Origin of the sequence: Nocardia sp. NPDC051750, from assembly GCF_044453135.1 — a bacterium.
Classification (GTDB): domain Bacteria; phylum Actinomycetota; class Actinomycetes; order Mycobacteriales; family Mycobacteriaceae; genus Nocardia.
The window spans coordinates 58,609-75,209 of record NZ_JBITCK010000003.1 but is presented as its reverse complement, the minus strand read 5'-3'; the positions used below and the strand labels follow the sequence as shown (position 1 = coordinate 75,209).

The following is a 16,601-nucleotide window of genomic DNA, read 5'->3' as shown; positions in this document are numbered from 1 at the left end:
CTTTCCGGCCGGCGGCGAGCGCTCCCCGGGCGGTTGCGCGGTATTTACCACGAGCAGGCGCGCGCACCCAGCAACAACGGTCGCCCGGCGCGCCTCCGCACACCCCGGGTGCGACGGGTCTACCGTCATCTCCCGTGACACCGCTCGATATCCGCGACGGCGCACCGAACGATGGGCCCGGCGACGAACCCGCATCGTTTCGCGCTGCCGTTTCGGCGATGGGCGCAGCCTCCGTACACCCGCGGATCGAATTGTCCCCGATCCGGCCGCCGCAGCGGCTCGCCCCATACTCCTATGCACTCGGCGCCGAGGTGATCCACGACGACGCACCGGTGGTCCCCATCGACTCCGACGGGGACGCGTTCGGCCGGCTGATCCTGCTGCACGACCCGAACGGCGACCAGGCCTGGCACGGGGTGTTCCGGCTGGTCGCCTATATCCAGGCCGATATCGACGGTGCGCTCGCCGCCGACCCTCTGCTACCGGAGGTCGCCTGGAGCTGGCTGGTGGACTCGCTGGAGTCGCGTGACGTGCCGTTCACCGCGCTCGGCGGCACGGTGACCTCGACGAGTTCGGTGCGGTACGGCGATATCGCCGGTCCGCCGCGCGCGCACCAACTGGAACTACGCGCGTCCTGGACGGCCCGGACCACCGAGATGGCTCCGCACGTAGAGGCTTTCGGTGAAGTACTCGCCTATGCGGCAGGCCTGCCACCTGCGGGGATCACCGATTTGCGGCCGTCGTCGACCACCCGCACCGACCGTGGTTGAATCTCGGCCGTAGCCTCGGCCACGTAGAGTGGCCCTTTATGCCGGTAGTAGAGGAGCCCGAACACCTGTCCGGTGACCACCCGGACGGTGGCGCCGCACCATCCCCGGCGTCCGAGCCGGGTGTACAGGGTGCGCGCGGCGGCTCGGCGCCGGATCCCGGAGCCGGGGAGCCTCCGGACGCGACACCGCTGCTGGCTCCGGCCGAGGGTATTCCGCCGGTCTGCGCGACCGCCGAGGACGTGGCCGCCGCCGCCGGCCGCCTCGCCACCGGCACCGGCCCACTCGCCGTGGACGCCGAACGTGCCTCGGGTTTCCGCTACTCGCCGCGGGCGTATCTGATCCAATTGCGCCGCGCCGGGGCCGGCACCGTACTCATCGATCCGATTCCGGTCACCGACGCCCTGGAACCGCTGGCCGACGTGATCAACGGCCTGGAATGGATCCTGCATTCCGCCGACCAGGACCTCCCCGGACTGGCCGAACTCGGGCTGCGCCCGGCGACCTTGTTCGATACCGAACTCGGTGGCCGGCTCGCCGGCTTTCCCCGGGTGGGGCTGGCCGCCATGGTCGAGCAACTGCTCGGCCGGGCCTTGCGTAAAGGTCACGGCGCCGCGGACTGGTCCACCCGGCCGCTGCCGGAGGCGTGGCTGAACTACGCCGCTCTCGATGTGGAACTACTCCCCGAACTCCGCGAGGCGGTGGCCGCCGCCCTGGCCGATCAGGGCAAAACAGAGTGGGCCGCGCAGGAATTCGAACATATCCGGCTCAGTGAGCCGGCGCCGCCGAAACCGGATCGCTGGCGCCGGACGTCCGGGATCCACACTCTGCGCCGGGCCCGCCAGCTGGCCACCGTGCGGGAACTCTGGACCACCCGCGACACTCTGGCCCGGAGCCGCGATATCGCGCCGTCGCGGATCCTGCCGGATTCCGCGATCATCGCCGCCGCGGTCGCCGACCCCAAGAGCATCGGGCAGCTGCGCGAGCTACCGGTCTTCGGGGGCCCGCGGCAACGCCGTTACTCCCGGGAATGGCTGGGTGCGGTCGAACGCGCCCGTGCGCTACCGGACGAGGAACTGCCCCGGATGAGTCAGCCCTACGACGGCCCGCCGCCGGTGAACCGCTGGGAACGCCGCGACCCCGCCGCGGCGGCCCGGCTGACCCGGGCCCGCGCCGCGATGACACAGATTTCCGAACGGGTCACGGTGCCGGTCGAAAACTTGCTCGCTCCCGATCTCGTACGCCGCCTGTGCTGGGACGGATTACCCGACTACCGGCTCGGGCCGGAATCGGCAGGCGAGGTCGCCGTGACGATCGAGGGCTTCCTGAAATCGCACGGCGCCCGTCCGTGGCAGCGCGAACTCACGGTGGAAGCCCTCGCCGGGGCCCTCACCGAGGCCGCGACGGACTGATCCGCTGATCGCCGACGGAAAGCCGTAGCCCGCGGACGCCCGGCGCTCGCTCGTCGTCGCGAAGCCGCTCGACAGGACAGGGCCGCCCTGCCGCGCAGCCGGCGCCGGACACCGTGCCGGCGGATCCGGACATCACGCGGAAGGACCGCGGCAGCGGCCCTGGACACCCGGTTCGGAGTCCGGCCGAGATATCCGCCGTGGCGCGACGGGTGACGCTCAGCGGGCGCCCAGCCAGCCGGTGACCCGGCGAGCGATATCCGGGGCGGTCAACCCCAGTTCCTGGCGGACCGCGGGGGTACTGCCGTGCTCCAGGAATTCCTGCGGGATACCGATATCACGGGCCGGCACGTCCAGACCGGCCGCCCGCAACCGGGCCGATACGGTCGATCCGATACCGCCGTGCAGACCACTGTCCTCCAGGGTCACGACCAGCCGGTAGTTCTCGGCGAGTTTGACGATGGTGTCCGATACCGGCAGCACCCAGCGTGGATCGATCACGGTGGTGGTGATCTGTTCCGCCTCCAGCAGTTCCGCGGCCTGCAGGGCGGCGGGTACCAGCGAGCCCACCGCCACGAACAGCACGTCCCCGTGCTGGGCCTGCGCCGAGGGACCCTCGCGGTCCGGGAGCCACAGCACATCGACGCCGTCGAGCCGTTCCAGCGCCCGGATATCGGCGCCCACGCTGTCCTTCGGGAACCGCAGCGCCGTCGGGCCGTCGCTCACCGCCAGGGCCTCGGTGAGTTCTTCGGCCAGGGTGGCGGCATCCCGCGGCGCGGCCACCCGCATCCCGGGCACGATCCCCAGCAGCGACAGATCCCACATCCCGTTGTGACTGGCCCCGTCCGCGCCGGTGATCCCGGCCCGGTCGAGCACCAGGGTGACGGGCTGTTTCAGCAGCGCCACATCCATCAGCAGCTGATCGAACGCCCGGTTCAGGAAGGTCGAATAGATCGCCACCACCGGATGCAGGCCGCCCAGGGCCAGCCCCGATGCCGAGGCCAGGGCATGTTGTTCGGCGATCCCCACATCGAAGAGCCGGTCCGGGAACCGTTCCCCGAACGCGGCCAGGCCGGTGGGACCGGGCATGGCCGCGGTGATCGCGACGATATCGTCACGCTCCTCGGCGTGGGCGATGAGTTCCGCGGAGAACACCGAGGTCCAGCTGGCCGCGCCGCCCTTGCTCACGGCTTCGCCGGTGTACGGGTCGATGGGCCCGCAGGAGTGCATCTGATCGGCCACATGGTTCTCGGCCGGTTCGTACCCGTGCCCTTTCTGCGTGACCGCGTGTACCACCACCGGCCCGCCGAACTCCTTGGCGTGGTGCAGGGCCGATTCCAGCGCGACGATATCGTGCCCGTCCACCGGGCCCACGTACTTGAGGCCGAGGTCGCCGAACAACTCCTGCGGGCTCACCGCGTCCTTGATCCCGGCCTTCACCGCGTGCACCATCGAGTAGGCGGAATCGCCTACGTGCGGAATACTTTTCAGTATCCGGCGACCGGTGTCGAGCATATGCTCGTACGCCGGCTGGGTGCGCAGTGCCGTCAGCCGTTGCGCGAGACCGCCGATGGTCGGCGCATACGAGCGGCCGTTGTCGTTCACCACGATGACGACGGAACGATCCGGCGCGGCGGCGATATTGTTCAACGCCTCCCAGCACATACCGCCGGTGAGCGCCCCGTCCCCGACCACCGCCACGACATGGCGCTCCTGCCCGGTGAGCGCGAAGGCTTTGGCCAGCCCGTCGGCATAGGACAGCGACGCCGAGGCGTGCGAGGATTCGACCCAGTCGTGCTCGCTCTCCGACCGGCTCGGATACCCCGACAGGCCGTCTTTGCGGCGCAGGGTGTCGAACCGGTCCTTGCGGCCGGTGACGATCTTGTGGACGTAGGCCTGGTGGCCCGTGTCGAAGATCAACGGGTCGGCGGGCGAATCGAATACCCGATGCAGCGCCAGGGTGAGTTCGACCACCCCGAGGTTGGGTCCCAGATGCCCGCCGGTGACGGCGACCTTGTGCACCAGGAACTCGCGGATCTCCGCCGCCAGCTCCCGCACTTGCGGTACCGACAGCCGACGCACGTCTTCGGGCGTATCGACCCGGGAAAGCACTCCCACCTGATTCGCTCCCTCCGGATAGCGCTGTTGATCCGACCAGTCTAAGAGCCGCGGCCGAGTGCGCACCCGACGGCGAGGGCTGCCCACCGCCGTACCGGGCCGGATCCGCGGTCCGGCGTATCGGTCCAGCCTAAGGTGAGTGGGGTGTGCCGCGCGAACCGTGCGCCGCGCAATCCCTGGACACACGGCACACGAACGATCACCGCGAACGCGGCTTCGGGGCCGGAGGAATCGGAAGGGCAGGGCCGGATGAACCATCCGCAGACCGGGACGGTGACGGTATTCGGGCAGGGCACGGTACGTGCGATCCCGGATCTGGTGATCCTCGGTATCGGGGTGGAATGCCGGGCGAGCACCGTCGGCCTCGCCTATGAACAGGCGGGACAGCGGACCGCCGCGATCACCGCGGCACTGCGGGCGGACGGCGTTCCCGAGACCGATATCACCACCGGCATGCTCTCGGTCCGTTCCGATATCGCCTGGCAGGACGGCATCTCCCGGATCACCGGCTACGTGGCCACCAGCGCGTTGCGCGTCACCCTCACCCACCGAAACGCCGGTTCGGCACCCGACCCCGCCGAGGTCATCGCGCACGCGGTGGCCGCCGGCGGCGACGACGCCCGGCTGGGAGGTCTGCAGCACACCTTCGCCGACCGCGTCCGCCTACTGAGCCGCGCCCGCGACGCAGCCTGGGACGACGCCCTCGACAAAGCACGCCAGTACGCCCGCCGAGCCGCCCGAGAACTGGGCCCCGTGCTCGAGATCACCGAGGACAGCAGCTCGGCGGCACCCGTCCAGCCCGCAGCGCCCGGCGGGGTACGCATGGTCGCGGCAACGAGCCAGGACCGAATACCGGTCGAAGCCGGCGAACAGGAGATCACCGCCGCCCTACGGGCAACCTGGCAATTGCGTTGACGTAGAACTCGCGCTGTCGATCCTCGGCGCCGGCCGGGCAACACACCTGCACATGATGGATCACGACCACTCCTCCGAGATTTCGTTCACCACCGCTATCGCCTGGCGCCGGACCTCAGCGCTCCAGCAGCGCAATACATTCCACGTGATGGGTGGCCGGGAACGCGTCGAAGGCGCGGAGGGCACCGAGCCGGTAGCCGGCGTCCAGGTACAGCCGCAGATCGCGGGCGAAGGAGGCCGGGTCACAGCCGATGTGCACGATCCGGTCCGGTGCGGCCGCGGTGACCGCCGCGACGACGGGTTTACCGGCACCGGCCCGCGGCGGGTCGAGTACCACGACCTGCGGCCGGGGTCCGTGATTGCCCGCCACCCACTGTTCGACCCGGCCGCCGCGCAGCGTCAGCCAGGGCAGATCGCCGAGTACGGCGTTGCCGTCGGCGACGGCACCCCGCGCGGACTCGACAGCCTGCACCGAACCGGACGGCCCGGTCTGGACGGCGAGCCGGGCCGCGAAAACGCCGGCACCACTGTAGAGATCCCAGGCGGTAGAGCCGTGTGTCAGGCCGGCCCATTCGGCCACGACGTCGGAATAGCGTTGGGCGGCGCCTCGGTGGGCCTGCCAGAACCCGGCCGCCGATACTTCCCAGCGGCGACCGGCGACATGCTGGACGGCGCGCCCGCTCCCCTCGATCACCCATTCGTCGCGGGCGGTATGGGTGGCAGCACGCCGCGCCGCGGCACGCCGGCGCTGCCCGTTCGCTGTATCGGGGGTCTCCCGGTCGCGCTCGGCCGGGGCATTCCCGGCACGGTCCGCGGTCGGACGGGCGCGGCGTGGCCTGTCCCCCGGCCCGTGACGCCGATCCCGTCCACCCGAGGACGGCCGCTGCCGGGGGTCCGGCGCCGGTGCGAGTTCGACGATATGTCTCTCCCCTTCGTCGTCCATCGCGATCACCAGATCGGCGCCGGGCGTCCAGCTGCGGTCGGCGATACCGTCGAGCGCGCCGGCCACCGGTTGCGGGCAGCGGAGGTCCGTCAGCACCTCGGTACTCCGGTACCGGTGCACACCGGCCCGCCCCGCGGCATCCACCACCAGCCGGATACGGGTACGCCAACCCTCGGAACGATCGGCCGTCCCAGGGATCGGCTCCACCTCGAACTCCGATTCGATCGCCGTGATCCGGCGCAACTGTTCCGCAACCACCGCGGCTTTCAGCGCGCGCTGAGCCGACGGCACGGCATGGGCAAAATCGCAGCAGCCGGCACCGCCGGGGCCGGAGACCGGGCAGGTCGGCGACACTCGAGCGGGTGAGGACTCCAGAATCTCCACCGCGTCGGCCCGGCAGAAGGACCCGCCACGGTCCTCGGTGACTCGGGCGAGAACCAGTTCGCCCGGCAGACCGTGCCGCACGAAAACCACCCGCCCCTCGTACCGGGCAACGCAGAAACCCCCGTGGCCCGGCGGTCCCAGCCGTACCTCGAGCAGCCGGCCGAGCCACGGGGCGGACGACTCACCCATTGTCGCCGTAGCCGCGCCGGACCGCGCCCGGCGCCGTATGCTCGCCGCCGCCCCGGGCCCGGGTCGACGAACTCAGCTGCCACGGCACGCTGGTCACCATGACCCCCGGCTCGAACAACAGCCGCCCCTTCAACCGCAGTGCGCTCTGGTTGTGCAGCACCTGTTCCCACCAATGTCCGACGACATATTCGGGGATGAACACCGTCACCACATCGCGCGGCGCGTCCTTACGCACCCGTTTCACGTAGTCGAGCACGGGTTTGGTGATCTCGCGATAGGGCGATTCCACAACCTTCAACGGTACCGGGATATCGCTGTTCTCCCAGTCGCGGACGAGTCTGCGGGTGTCGTCCTCGTCGACGTTCACGGTGATCGCCTCGAGTGTGTCCGGGCGCCCGGCGCGTGCATAGGCCAGTGCGCGGCGGGTCGGCAGATGCAGCCGGGACACCAGCACGATCGAATGGGACCGGCTGGGCAGCACCCCGTCCCATTCGTGTTCGTCCAGCTCCCGGGCCACGGAATCGTAGTGATGGTGGATCATCTTCATGATCACGAAGATCACCGCCATGGTCACGATCGCGATCCAGGCCCCGGCGAAGAATTTGGTGACCAGCACGATCACCAGCACGGTTCCGGTCGCCACCAAGCCCATCGCGTTGATGGCCCGGGATCGGACCATCCGCCGTCGCTCCGCCGGATCGGTCTCCCGGCGCAGCAGCCTGGTCCAGTGCCGGAGCATGCCGGCCTGGCTGAGCGTGAACGAGACGAACACGCCGATGATGTAGAGCTGGATGAGTTTCGTCACTTCCGCGTCGAAAGCCACCACGAACCCGACCGCACCCACCGCGAGGAACAGGATGCCGTTGCTGAAAGCGAGCCGATCGCCGCGGGTGTGCAGCTGGCGTGGCAGGAACCGGGCCTGGGCGAGGACCGAGCCGAGGACCGGGAACCCGTTGAACGCCGTGTTGGCGGCCAGTACCAGAATCACCGCGGTCACCACAGCCACGAAGTAGAAGCCCGGTGTGAAACCGCTGAACACGGCATGCGCGATCTGAGCGACCAGCGTTTTCTGCTGGTAATCCGCGGGCGCGCCGACAAGTTGGTGTTCCGGATCTTCGGCGAAGACGACATGTGCCTGCCGGGCGAGCACGATCATGCCGAGCAGCAGCACGATGGAGATTCCGCCGAGCATCAGCAAGGTGGTCGCGGCATTCCGCGATTTGGGTTTACGGAAGGCCGGTACGCCGTTACTGATCGCCTCGACACCGGTGAGTGCCGCACACCCCGAGGAGAAAGCGCGGGCGAGCAGGAAAACCAGCGCCAGTCCCGCCAGATGTTCTTCCTCGGCTCGCAGTTCGAACGTCGCCGATTCGGCCCGCACCTCGTCGCCCAGCAGGAAGATCCGGATCAGCCCCCAGGCGAGCATGGCGAACATCCCGAACAGGAACGCATACGACAGCAGGGCGAACAGACGCCCGGACTCCCGGACACCGCGCAGGTTCATCGCGGTGATCAACGCGATGGCGGCCACCGCGAACAGCACCTTGTGGGTGGCGACGAACGGGATCGCCGACCCGATCGTGGACGCGGCCGACGCTATCGAGACCGCGACGGTCAGCACATAGTCCACGAGTAGTGCGCTGCCCACCGTCAATCCGGCGGTGGGGCCGAGATTGGTGGAGACCACCTCGAAATCGCCGCCGCCGGACGGGTAGGCGTGCACGTTCTGGCGGTAGCTGGTGACCACGATGACCAGCACTACAGCCACCGCCAGCCCGAGCCAGGGGGCGTAGGCGTACCCGGCGAGGCCCGAGACCGACAGGACGAGAAAGATCTCCTCGGGCGCATAGGCGACCGAGGACATCGCATCCGAGGCGAACACCGGCAGCGCGATACGTTTCGGCAGCAGGGTGTGGCCCAGCGAGTCACTCCGGAATGGCCGCCCCAGCACCAGTCGTTTGGTGGCGGTCGTCAACTTCGACACTGGACGGAGCATAAGCCCCCGCGGTGCGGTGTGCCGCGAGGCATTACCGGAATACCGGTTTGGCCCGGTCCGGCAGGGGGAATGTGGCTGAGGGCGCGTACCGACGAGTACGGTTCATTGTCGCTGTCGAGGGACACTGCAGAGAGACACTGCAGAGGGACGCTGTAGCGGCATGCTGCAGAGGGACACGGAGTCAGGAGCGAGGTTCACGGTGTACGTGGTGATCATGGGTTGCGGCCGAGTGGGGGCATCGCTGGCCCGCGCTCTGGTCCGGATAGGTCACGAAGTCGCCGTGATCGACCGCAACCCGGATGCATTCCGGCGGCTGGGCGAGGATTTCCCGGGTGAGCGCGTGGTCGGGGTCGGGTTCGATCGCGATGTGCTGTGCCGAGCGGGTATCGAACGAGCGGAGGCGTTCGCGGCGGTATCCTCCGGCGATAATTCCAACATCATCTCCGCCCGGGTGGCGCGTGAGATGTTCGGTATCGAGCGGGTGGTGGCCCGGATCTACGATGCCAAACGCGCCGCTGTCTACGAGCGCCTCGGGATTCCGACCATCGCCACCGTGCCCTGGACCACCGACCGTTTCCTGCACACCCTCCTCGGTGACGCGGGGACCACCACCTGGCGTGATCCCACCGGCACCGTGGCCGTCGCCCAGCTGACCCTGCACGAGGACTGGTACGGGCGCACGGTCCTCGATCTGGAAGGCGCCACCGGTGCACGGGTCGCGTTCATCATCCGGTTCGGCCAGGGCATCCTGCCGGACGCCAGAACCGTCGTCCAGGCCGACGACATCGTGTATGTCGCGGCGACCTCCGGTTCGGCCGGCGAGGCGGTCGCGCTGGCCGCGAAACCCCCAGTGAACAAGGACTGATCATGAAGGTGGCCATCGCCGGAGCCGGGGCCGTCGGCCGCTCCATAGCGCGCGAACTCCTCCGTTCCGGGCACGACGTCATGCTGCTCGAACGGCAACTCGACCATATCGACCGCGAGTCGGTCCCCCGCGCGATCTGGGTTCACGCCGACGCCTGCGAGCTGCAACTGCTCGAGGACGCGGGTCTGCAGGATTACGAGGTCGTCATCGCGGCCACCGGCGACGATAAAGCGAACCTGGTGCACAGCCTGCTGGCAAAAACCGAATTCGGTGTGCGCCGCGTGGTGGCCCGGGTCAACGACCCGCGCAACGAATGGCTCTTCGACGAGTCCTGGGGTGTCGATGTCGCCGTCTCCACACCCCGGCTGCTGGCTTCGCTGGTCGAAGAAGCGGTATCGGTGGGCGATCTGGTGCGGTTGATGACCTTGCGGCAGGGGCAGGCGAACCTGGTCGAACTCACGCTGCCGCCGGATACGACGCTGGCCGGTAAGCCGGTGCGCAGCCTGCGCCTACCGCGCGATTCCGCCCTGGTCACCATTCTCCGCGGCGGCCGGGTCATCGTGCCGCAGCCCGACGACCCGCTGGAGGGTGACGACGAACTCCTGTTCGTGGCCTCCACCGAGGCCGAGGAGGAGCTGCGCTCGGTGCTGGCCTCGATCGGGACCGCCGAACCCACCACCCCCGCGCTGGGGCTGACGCCCTCGCAGGATGCCGAATACTGACCACCCGACAGCACTCGGCGAGTCAGGCCCGGAGGCGGTAGTGCGATACCTTCGCCTGCGCTTCGGCCTCCGCGTCAGAACGTGGACCGATCGCACGGCCCTCGCCGATGCCCAACAGAAACAGCACTCGATCTCCGGTTCGCCGGCCACCTCAGGCCGCGAGCGGCAGTTCCACCCGCGCCCGCAGTTTGTTCAGGGCCCGGTACTGCATGACCCGGACGACACCGGCGCTGGTGCCGAGCTCCGCCGCGGTCTCGGCCGCACTCAATCCGAGCACGATGCGCATCACCAGAACCTTGCGGTGCACCGGATTCAACTGCGCCATGAGCTCGCGCGCCACGGCCCCGCGTTCGGCGGCCAGGGCCCACTCCTCCGGCCCCGCCGCGGTCGACGCCACCTCGGGTACCTCCGCCACGGGATAGGCCGGGTGGACCTGCGCACCACGGAACGCGTCGGACACCTTGTTGGCCGCGATCCCGTAGACGAAGGCCAGGAAGGATTTACCTTGATCCCGGTAGCGGGGTATGGCCTGCACCGTGGCCATGAGCACCTCCTGGGCCACATCGTCGGCCGTGACATGCAGGTGGGCGGTGTTCCCGAGCCGGTTCCGGCAGTACCGCTGCACCAGAGGTTGGACAAGGCGCAGGATATCGGTCACCGCGCGGGTGTCGCCGGCGGCCGCGGGCGCGACAAGGACGTCGAGTTCGGCGGAGACCCGGCGGCTCTGCGACGAGATCGGGTTGTCGCGCCCCCGTTCCGGGCGTGTGATCGTGTGCTGCTCGGTACGCATTCGCCAGTCCTCTCGGCAGATCGTGTTCTGTAACGATCGTCCGATGAACGGCGCTGTCGGGATAGACACCAAAGGGTGGGTCATCCGCCACCCTGTGCGCGCGATCAGGCGGCGTGCCGCGCCGATTTGACCGGCAGATGCCCGGCCCTGCGTACCGCCCACACGGTCACGACCAGCGCGAGCGCGGTGAGCGGCCAGCCCATCCCGATCCGGGCGGCGGCGAGCCAGCCGGTGCTGTCGGCCGCATAGAGGTGGTGCTGCACCAGATAGCGGGCACCGAAGACGAGCACCCAGGCGACGGTGGCCACATCGTAGAGCCGCACCACCCGGGGGTCGGTGCGCCAGTCGCCGCCGTGGCCGTTGAGGACGCCCCACACCACCCCGACGAGCGGACGGCGCACCAGGATCGAGAGCAGGAACACCGCACCGTAGATCAGGCTGGTGTAGATCCCGAACAGGAAGAAGCCCTTCGCCTCCCCCACGCGCCAGGCGATCAACGCGCAGATGCCCACGCCCAGGAACCCGGAGATCGCCGGCTGGATCGGTTCGCGCCGCACCAGCCGCCAGATCAGGACGGCGCCCGCCACGCCGAGCGCGGCCCAGATCGCGATGCCGAGCCCGAACAGCGCGTTCGCGGGCACGAAGATCAGCACGGGCAGGGTCGAGTAGATCAGCCCGGCGAAACCGCCCAGCTGTTCCAGCAGGGTCTGCTGCCCGGGCTCGTCACGCTCCTCGTCCGGCCCGTCGCCGGCGGACGACTCCTCCGGAACGGTTGCGGTCCGCGGCAGCGGCGTGGTGGCGTACTCGTCGCTCGATGGCATGCGTCAGCTGTTTCCGCGCAGTTCGTAGTAGGGGTTGTAGATCACTTTGCGGCCTTCGCGTTCACCGATCCGGCCGCGCACCATGATGCGCCGGCCCGACTCGATACCCGGGATCCGGCGCCGCCCGATCCACACCAGAGTGATGGCGTCGGTACCGTCGAAGAATTCCGCCTGCACATTCGCGCCCGCGGCCTGGGGACACGAATCGACGCTGCGCAATCTGCCCAGCATCGTCGCCTCCTCGCCGCGTCGGCACTCCGAGACCCGGCAGGCGCCCGAAGCGTCCGCCGACTCCGCCAGCTCCTCGGCGTCGAGCTGATCGAGATCCTCGGTCAACCTGCGGCCGAGCCTGCGAAAATATCCGGTTGCGGACTTGGCGCCCGCTTTTCTTCCTGCCGAGGAAGACATCGCTTGCTCTCCTGTGCGCGAACAACGTGGGTCGCACGTCATCCGAGATTGCTGCCACGGCCCGGCTGTGGCCGTACCCGCCACTGTAGATGGGTACCGACAGCACCGCTACGCTCGGACCGGTGTTCGATTCCCCACGTCCGGAAGTCGTGGTCGCTCTCCCCGGCACCGGCTCCGACGCGCATTTCGCCCGTCGCGCCTTCGAACCCGCGTGTACCGCGCTCGGACTCGAGCTCATCGCCGTGGATCCCGAGCCGGGCGCGCTGATCGCCGGTTACCGCGCCGCCCTCGATACCGCCGCCGCCCGCGGACCGGTACTGGCGGCCGGTATCTCGCTGGGTGCGGCAGTGGCCGTCGAATGGGCGAGCTCCCGCGATCCGGCCGACGTCTCCGGCGTCATCGCGGCACTGCCGGCCTGGACCGGGCCGGATACGGCACACTGCCCGGCCACACTGAGCGCCTCCGTCACCGCCGCGCAGCTGCGCGCGCACGGTTTGGAACCCGTCGTCGCCCGGATGCGCGAGAGCAGCCCGCGCTGGCTCGCCGACGCACTCACCCGCTCATGGCGCGCACAGTGGCCCGGATTGCCGGCGGCACTGGAGGAAGCGGCGCAGTACAAATGGCCGGATGCGTCGCTGCTGGACGGGCTGGCGGCACCACTGGCGGTCGTCGCCGCCGCGGACGATCCGGTCCATCCGGTGACGGTGGGCCGGGAATGGGCACACCGCGCCGCCCGGTCCGTGATCACCGAGATAACGCTGGACCAGCTGGGCGCCGATCCCGCGGTCCTGGGCCGGCTCGGCCTCCGGTACGCGCGCTGACCCTCCCCGTTCCCGTCCCCGCGAGAACAGGGAGACCCGGGCGGATCCTCAGCCGCGACCCAGCTGCTGCATTGCCGAGCCCTCGGCGCCCCGCCGCGGCTGTGGCTGCTGCGGCGGCAGTACCGAACCGGTCGGCGCCGGGCGGGGCACGCTCTGCGCCGTCGCGCCCTGCTGCGCCTGCTGCGCCTGCTGTTGCTGCTGCTGGTGTGCCGCGGTGAGCTGCTCGGCGAGTTGCTGCGGGAGCACCACCGGGAGCGGCTCCCGCACAGGCAGGGCGTCGGTTCCGCGACGGATGATCGTTTCGCTGAGGACCGTACGCGCCGCGACCACCAGCGGGCTGCCGACCGCAGTCGAACCCGCCGGACCGGCCGCCACCAGGCGGATCATCCACCGGTACCCGTCCACGCCGATGAACCGGAGGTCCGCGCCCTCGGTGGCGGCGACGAGTTCCCGGCCCCACGGCCCTTTCTCGACCGAGACCCGGGCGCCGTCCTTGCGCAGCGATTCGGCGAGGTCGGCGGCCACCGTGCGCCACTGGCCCTTGGTTTTCGGAGCGGCGTACGCCGCGACCGTGATCCGCCCGTGCTCGGTGGCCAGATGCACGGCCTGCGGGGTGCCCTGCGGGGTCATCTCGACCTGCAACTGACCGCCGGGCGGCACCGGAAGGATCACCGAACCGAGGTCGAGCCGCGTATCGGTGAAGTTCTCCAGTACCTCGGCGACGTCTTCGTAGTCGTAGGGACCCCGGCGATGCGGTTCGGTGTCGGGATCGTCGATCGCCGCGTCGTAGGCGTCGCTGTAGGCCGCGCCGCCGTAACCGTCGTCATAGCTGTCGTCGTAGTCGTCCCGGTACTGCTCGTCGCCGGCACGGTGATATCCGCCGGCGTCGTACTCGTCGTAGGTGTCCTGGTACTCCCCGGTCCTGTATTCACCGGTGTCGTGCCGTTCCTCGTCGGATCTGCGTCCGCCCGATTTCCGTCGTCCGAACATGTCTCAGGCCTCCTTGCCGTGCGCGGTTTCCGTACCGCCCGGCGTCAAACTCGCATGCCCCCCGCTGGACCCGTACCCGCCCGCGCCCCGCGCGGAGTCGTCGAGCCGGTCCACGGCCACGAAATCGACCAGCTCCACGCGTTGCACCAGCAACTGCGCGATCCGGTCGCCGCGGCGTAATTCGATGGGTGTGCGCGGATCGTGGTTGATCAGGCACACCTTGATCTCGCCCCGATACCCGGCGTCGATCGTGCCCGGCGTATTGACCACGGACAGGCCGGCCTTGGCCGCCAGCCCGGACCGTGGATGGATGAGCCCGACGGTGCCCACCGGTAGCGCGATCGCGATACCGGTACCGACCAGTACCCGCTCTCCCGGCTCCAGGACGACATCCTCGGCAGTGCACAGATCCACGCCCGCGTCACCTTCGTGGGCGCGACTGGGCATGGGGATCCCCGGGTCCAGCCGGAGCAGTGGTATCGGTGAGAGTGCGTTCACGTCCGACCAGCCTACGCGCAGGCGCGGCGCGCTTGTCGCTTAGTGTTGAGTCGTGTCCGACCAGCCCCGACCCACCGAATCCGGCCACCGCACACCGCCGGCGCCGAAGGTCCACCACGAGCGCCTCTGGGTACCGCTGTGGTGGTGGCCGGTGGGCCTCGCACTCGCCGTCCTGCTCGCCGCCGAGGTGCATATGGGAGCGCCGGGCCTGCGGGCCTGGCTGCCGTATGTGCTGCTGCTGCCGATCCCCGTCTGGGTGCTGTTCTGGACGAGCCGGCACCGGATCGAGGTCGCCCCGGATGCCGGTGGCACTCCGGAACTGCGCGTCGACCGGGCGCATCTGCCTGTCTCGTTCGTCGCCCGTGCGACGGTGGTACCGCGCAGCGCCAAGAGCGCGGCACTGGGCCGGCAGCTCGATCCGGCCGCCTATGTCCAGCATCGCCCGTGGATCGGCACCATGGTGCTGCTGGTGCTCGACGATCCCGACGATCCGACGCCGTACTGGCTGATCAGCACACGCCGGCCCGAAGAGGTCCTGGCCGCGCTCGGAGTCCCGAGCGCGGAATGACCCCGAGCCGGCCTCAGGCCGCGCAGTCCATGCAGATCATGCGGCCGCCGGCCTCACTGGCCAGCCGGCTGCGGTGATGCACCAGGAAACAGCTCGCGCAGGTGAACTCGTCGGCCTGTTTCGGGACCACCCGAACCGTCAGCACTTCCTCGGACAGGTCCGCGCCGGGGAGTTCGAACGACTCCGCGGTATCGGATTCGTCGACATCCACGACGGCGGACTGGGCCTCGTTGCGGCGCGCTTTCAGCTCCTCGAGCGAATCCTCCGACACATCGTCGGATTCCGTACGCCTCGGCGCGTCATAGTCGGTTGCCATGTCTCTTCCCCTCGTCCTTACTCCGTATATCCGGATCGGCGCACGCCATCGGTTTCGACCGCGGCAGCCGCCCGCCGGTGGTGCACTTCACATGCGCACCGGTCTCCTATCAGCGTGAATCTGTGGACACACCGCCGATAGCGTCCGGACAACGCATGAGTTGCCCTGCTTGTTCCCGCGACCGCACGCCGATTTACTCACCGATGTTTCGGTCTGGGCGGGCAGACAATAGCGGACCCTGTGGAAAATGTCGCAATCGAAACCCAGCCGTGTCGAAACCGCCGGGCAATCGATACGCCGGGTCACGGCGCTGCGGGAAGCGCCGGGTCAACCCGCCCGGAGCGGACCGGGTAATGCGCGGACCACGGGCAGGGGTACGTACAGTGTCGACGTGGTTTCACTGATCACCGAAGGCAGTTCGACGGATGCCAAAGGCCGTCCATTCCAGCGTCGGCGGATGCGCCCCTGGCTGATCCTGGTCGTTGTGCTGACCCTGGTCTGCTCGGTCCTGTGGATCAAGGCGCTGACCACCAACGATGACGATCACACGGCGATGGCCTGCAATTCCCCGAGCCCGGCGACCGACCCCAAGGCCGCCCCTCAGCCGTTGCCCGGGCAGCGGCTGAGCGCGAGCGTGCTGGCGGAGGTGGAACCCGCACCGATGGCGGATACCCAGGTGCGCGTCCTCAACGCCAACGGTCAGCGCGGGCAGGCCGCCCATGTGGCCGCGCAGCTCGGTGATCTCGGCTTCGGCAGTGTGCCCGGCGATCCGTACGGTAACGATCCGATATATGCCAACGGCGATCTCGAATGCAGCGGGCAGATCCGGTTCGGGGAGACGGGGCGGGCGGTCGCGGCCGCCGTCCAGCTCGCCGCGCCGTGCGCCGAACTCATCGAGGACAAGCGGACCGACAACACCGTCGACCTGGTCCTGGGGTCGCTGTTCGGCGGGGAACTGCAACCGAACAACGACGCCGAGGAGGTTCTGCGCTCGCTGAAGAACCCGGTGAGCGGGGAGAGCCCGGATATCGACCCGGAGATGCTCGAGGCCGCCCGCACAACCCGCTGCTGAGCGCGACCG

The 16,601-nt window shown here is 69.3% G+C and carries 17 protein-coding genes; 8 read left to right on the top strand and 9 right to left on the bottom strand.

Translation table 11 applies throughout. The features are described 5' to 3' along the window. Window positions 1-134 precede the first annotated feature (134 nt). Window positions 135-770: a DUF3000 domain-containing protein gene (locus ACIA75_RS13975; RefSeq protein ID WP_397103665.1), complete on the top strand. Its 636-nt coding sequence runs from the start codon at window positions 135-137 to the stop codon at window positions 768-770. Between the two features lie 38 nt (window positions 771-808). After that, window positions 809-2,179: an HRDC domain-containing protein gene (locus ACIA75_RS13970; protein ID WP_397103663.1), complete on the top strand. Its 1,371-nt coding sequence runs from the start codon at window positions 809-811 to the stop codon at window positions 2,177-2,179. Between the two features lie 216 nt (window positions 2,180-2,395). Here the strand turns inward: ACIA75_RS13970 and dxs are convergent, their stop codons facing one another. Beyond that, a complete protein-coding gene (gene dxs, locus ACIA75_RS13965) occupies window positions 2,396-4,294 on the bottom strand; it encodes a 1-deoxy-D-xylulose-5-phosphate synthase (RefSeq protein ID WP_397103661.1) in 1,899 nt (632 codons plus the stop codon). Between the two features lie 249 nt (window positions 4,295-4,543). Here dxs and ACIA75_RS13960 point away from each other — a divergent pair, with 249 nt between their 5' ends. After that, on the top strand, window positions 4,544-5,209 hold the full coding sequence (locus tag ACIA75_RS13960; RefSeq protein WP_397103659.1) for an SIMPL domain-containing protein: 666 nt from the start codon (window positions 4,544-4,546) through the stop codon (window positions 5,207-5,209). Between the two features lie 115 nt (window positions 5,210-5,324). Here the strand turns inward: ACIA75_RS13960 and ACIA75_RS13955 are convergent, their stop codons facing one another. Together ACIA75_RS13955 and ACIA75_RS13950 are read right to left on the bottom strand one after the other, a co-directional pair. After that, window positions 5,325-6,725, bottom strand: coding sequence for a class I SAM-dependent RNA methyltransferase (locus ACIA75_RS13955; RefSeq protein WP_397103657.1), 1,401 nt, complete (start codon window positions 6,723-6,725; stop codon window positions 5,325-5,327). Then, the gene (locus ACIA75_RS13950) at window positions 6,718-8,709 is read right to left on the bottom strand and encodes an APC family permease (RefSeq protein WP_397103655.1); all 1,992 of its coding nucleotides are present in this window, start codon (window positions 8,707-8,709) and stop codon (window positions 6,718-6,720) included. Before ACIA75_RS13950 ends, ACIA75_RS13955 begins: the two co-directional genes overlap by 8 nt. Before the next feature lie 211 nt (window positions 8,710-8,920). Between ACIA75_RS13950 and ACIA75_RS13945 the strand changes: the two genes are divergently transcribed. Together ACIA75_RS13945 and ACIA75_RS13940 are read left to right on the top strand one after the other, a co-directional pair. Next, window positions 8,921-9,586: a potassium channel family protein gene (locus ACIA75_RS13945; protein ID WP_397105289.1), complete on the top strand. Its 666-nt coding sequence runs from the start codon at window positions 8,921-8,923 to the stop codon at window positions 9,584-9,586. Between the two features lie 2 nt (window positions 9,587-9,588). Continuing rightward, complete coding sequence (locus tag ACIA75_RS13940) at window positions 9,589-10,308, top strand: potassium channel family protein (protein WP_397103653.1); 720 nt, start codon at window positions 9,589-9,591, stop codon at window positions 10,306-10,308. Window positions 10,309-10,459: 151 nt separating this feature from the next. Here the strand turns inward: ACIA75_RS13940 and shbA are convergent, their stop codons facing one another. From shbA to ACIA75_RS13925, 3 genes are all read right to left on the bottom strand, one after another. Further along, on the bottom strand, window positions 10,460-11,098 hold the full coding sequence (gene shbA, locus ACIA75_RS13935) for an RNA polymerase sigma factor ShbA (RefSeq protein WP_397103651.1): 639 nt from the start codon (window positions 11,096-11,098) through the stop codon (window positions 10,460-10,462). Window positions 11,099-11,202: 104 nt separating this feature from the next. Further along, window positions 11,203-11,919, bottom strand: coding sequence for a DUF3159 domain-containing protein (locus tag ACIA75_RS13930; protein WP_397103649.1), 717 nt, complete (start codon window positions 11,917-11,919; stop codon window positions 11,203-11,205). 3 nt (window positions 11,920-11,922) lie between these two features. After that, window positions 11,923-12,327, bottom strand: a complete 405-nt coding sequence (locus ACIA75_RS13925) for an OB-fold nucleic acid binding domain-containing protein (protein WP_280402285.1) — start codon at window positions 12,325-12,327, stop codon at window positions 11,923-11,925. Between the two features lie 122 nt (window positions 12,328-12,449). On the opposite strand from ACIA75_RS13925, the gene ACIA75_RS13920 reads away from it, so the two are divergent. Continuing rightward, window positions 12,450-13,148: an alpha/beta hydrolase gene (locus ACIA75_RS13920; protein ID WP_397103647.1), complete on the top strand. Its 699-nt coding sequence runs from the start codon at window positions 12,450-12,452 to the stop codon at window positions 13,146-13,148. A gap of 48 nt (window positions 13,149-13,196) precedes the next feature. Here the strand turns inward: ACIA75_RS13920 and ACIA75_RS13915 are convergent, their stop codons facing one another. Further along, window positions 13,197-14,138, bottom strand: coding sequence for a DUF3710 domain-containing protein (locus ACIA75_RS13915; RefSeq protein WP_397103645.1), 942 nt, complete (start codon window positions 14,136-14,138; stop codon window positions 13,197-13,199). 3 nt (window positions 14,139-14,141) lie between these two features. Beyond that, window positions 14,142-14,636, bottom strand: a complete 495-nt coding sequence (gene dut, locus ACIA75_RS13910; RefSeq protein WP_397103643.1) for a dUTP diphosphatase — start codon at window positions 14,634-14,636, stop codon at window positions 14,142-14,144. 52 nt (window positions 14,637-14,688) lie between these two features. Here dut and ACIA75_RS13905 point away from each other — a divergent pair, with 52 nt between their 5' ends. Further along, window positions 14,689-15,204 carry a DUF3093 domain-containing protein gene (locus ACIA75_RS13905; protein ID WP_397103641.1) on the top strand — a complete coding sequence of 172 codons (516 nt, stop codon included), beginning with the start codon at window positions 14,689-14,691 and terminating at the stop codon, window positions 15,202-15,204. Window positions 15,205-15,217: 13 nt separating this feature from the next. Here ACIA75_RS13905 and ACIA75_RS13900 read toward each other — a convergent pair whose 3' ends face one another. After that, on the bottom strand, window positions 15,218-15,520 hold the full coding sequence (locus tag ACIA75_RS13900) for a DUF4193 domain-containing protein (protein ID WP_397103639.1): 303 nt from the start codon (window positions 15,518-15,520) through the stop codon (window positions 15,218-15,220). Window positions 15,521-15,911: 391 nt separating this feature from the next. On the opposite strand from ACIA75_RS13900, the gene cei reads away from it, so the two are divergent. Continuing rightward, complete coding sequence (gene cei, locus ACIA75_RS13895; protein WP_397103637.1) at window positions 15,912-16,592, top strand: envelope integrity protein Cei; 681 nt, start codon at window positions 15,912-15,914, stop codon at window positions 16,590-16,592. Window positions 16,593-16,601 lie beyond the last annotated feature (9 nt).